Origin of the sequence: Mesorhizobium sp. (genome assembly GCF_005063415.1) — a bacterium.
Taxonomy (GTDB): Bacteria; Pseudomonadota; Alphaproteobacteria; order Rhizobiales; family Rhizobiaceae; genus Mesorhizobium.
This window is the reverse complement of record NZ_SUEG01000036.1, coordinates 40,255-42,416: the sequence shown is the minus strand read 5'-3', so window position 1 is coordinate 42,416 and position 2,162 is coordinate 40,255. Positions and strand designations below refer to the sequence as shown.

At 64.2% G+C, this 2,162-nt stretch carries 2 protein-coding genes and 1 pseudogene; 1 reads left to right on the top strand and 2 read right to left on the bottom strand.

From position 1 onward, the window contains the following. Window positions 1-923: DUF6596 domain-containing protein (locus tag E5W70_RS12560; RefSeq protein WP_292658278.1), on the top strand; the 923-nt coding region annotated here is incomplete at its 5' end. Between the two features lie 15 nt (window positions 924-938). Here the strand turns inward: E5W70_RS12560 and E5W70_RS12555 are convergent. Next, complete coding sequence (locus E5W70_RS12555; RefSeq protein ID WP_292658284.1) at window positions 939-1,562, bottom strand: glutathione S-transferase family protein; 624 nt, start codon at window positions 1,560-1,562, stop codon at window positions 939-941. 446 nt (window positions 1,563-2,008) lie between these two features. Continuing rightward, window positions 2,009-2,162: pseudogene (locus tag E5W70_RS12550) on the bottom strand (cysteine synthase A); the annotation flags it as partial.

The window sequence follows — 2,162 nt, the reverse complement described above, 5'->3', positions numbered from 1 at the left end:
GGCTGATGTTTGCCTGTGCCCACCCGGCAATCGAGGCCGGCGTGCGAGCACCGCTGATCCTGCAGACGGTCCTGGGCTTCGACGCAGCGACGATCGCCTCGGCTTTTCTTGTCTCGCCAGCCACGATGAGCCAGCGCCTGGTGCGCGCCAAAATGCGAATTCGCGAGACAGGCATTCCGTTCCGCGTGCCGGAGCGGGCCGAGCTCGGTGAGCGGCTGGGCACCGTTCTGGAAGCAATCTATGCGGCGTTTGCCGAAGGTTGGTCCGACCCGGCCGGCACCGAAACGCGGCGCCGCAATCTCGCGACCGAAGGCATCTGGCTCGGCCGGCTGGTGGCCACGCTGATGCCGGACGAGCCGGAAGCACTCGGCCTGCTGGCGCTGATGCTGTTCGCCGAGGCGCGGCGTGCAGCCCGGCGCAATGCGGCGGGTGACTACGTGCCGTTGGCCGAGCAGGATCTTGCGTTGTGGGACGACACAATGATCGATGAAGCGGAGGCGCTGCTCGTGCGCGCGGCGGCCGAGGGTGTTGTCGGTCGCTACCAGCTCGAGGCCGCCGTGCAGTCTGCCCATACGACACGGCGGCTGACCGGTTGTACCGACTGGGTCGCGATCAAGGAGCTCTATGACGCGCTGTCGGTGATTGCCGGCTCGCCGGTGGTGTCGATCAACCGTGCGGTGGCGATTGCCGAGGCCGAAGGTGCTTCGGCAGGATTGGGCGCCCTTGATCAACTCAGCGGCGACAAGCGGCTGTATGACTATCAACCTTACTGGGCCGCCCGCGCGGGCCTGCTGGCCAGACTCGGCAAAGTTCCGCAAGCGAGCGAGGCCTATGACCGGGCTATCGGCCTCGAACGCGATCCGGCCGTGCGTCGGTTCCTGCAGGAACGACGGGCAGGGCTCGGCCGCGCGGAAAGACACTGAGACAAGGCGGAGTGCTTAGGCCGGCCACATGTCGTGGGAAGCATTCAGCCTCTTCATCACCCGATGTTCCCGCAAATTGGCCCACAGGCGTTCAATATTCGGCCAAGCGGTTGGAACCTTCGCGACCTCCGGATGCCAGGCCACCAACATGACGAGATAGATGTCGGCCAGCGAGAGCCGGTCGCCGGCCAGCCAGTCACGGCCTTCGAGGGCGGCATCGAGAATGGCGAAGCTGCGATCCATTTCCGAGACCGCCGCCTGTTTGACAGCGTCCACGCCGCGGGGATCGGTCGTGTAGCGATGAGCGTAGAAGAACCGCAGGTCAGCCGAATAGGTGACGGAGGACATGAAAAACATCCAGCGCAGGAAGTCGGCACGGTCAGGCGAACTTGCTGCGGGTGCCAGTCGTGCTTCCGGGTGACGCTCGGCCAGCAGGATGCAGATCGCCGCCGATTCGGTCATCGAGCGTCCGTCCGGCAAGATCAGGACCGGCACCTGGTTCAAGGGGCTGATGTCTAAAAAGGCCTGATCGAGTCGGCCCTTCGGAACGTCGATCTGGTCGAAAGACACACCCGCCAAAGCGAGCGCCGCCTCGACGACGAAGCCGCCGCTATTGGCACGCGTATAGAGCTTGTACATGAAGTCCTCCGCCAGCCGGTGCAAGGCCAGCGACGATCTGAACCGAAGCGCCGCTTTACTCAAGCGAGCGGCAGCCGCCACAGGTTTTTTTTCAGCGGGCCAGTGCTGTTATCTGGGTCCTCGGCGCACGGGTTGGAGCCTGTTGCCCTAGGTGAACTAGTCTAGCGCAAACCTTCGAGATTGGCTGAAGCCCACCTACCTTCGTCATGTATGGGGCGGAGCAGGAGCGAAGCGACGTCGCCGAGACCCTGATCCATGCCGTAACTTCTGAGCGTCGCGACGGTGCAGAGCCTTTAGATGTCGGAGGACAGCGTGCATGCTGCCGATGCTGCAACGGCTTTCACTTCTGCACCGCGGTATTCGTTGGCCACGCTCACGGAATGGGTCCCAGGGTCTGCGCTCCGCTTCGCGTTCGCTCCGCCCTGGGATGACGAGGTGTCCAGACTCTAAGCGCCCAATCCCTCGAACAGGATCGTCGAGAGATAGCGCTCGGCGAAGGAGGGGATGACGACGACGAGGTTCTTGCCCTTGTTCTCGGGCCGCGAGCCGACGACGATTGCCGCTTGCAGGGCGGCACCCGACGAGATGCCGACCGGCACA

What these genes read in the sequence shown, in the direction of transcription:
- E5W70_RS12555 (WP_292658284.1), bottom strand. Translation starts at nt 1,562, where the DNA reads ATGTACAAGCTCTATACGCGTGCCAATAGCGGCGGCTTCGTCGTCGAG.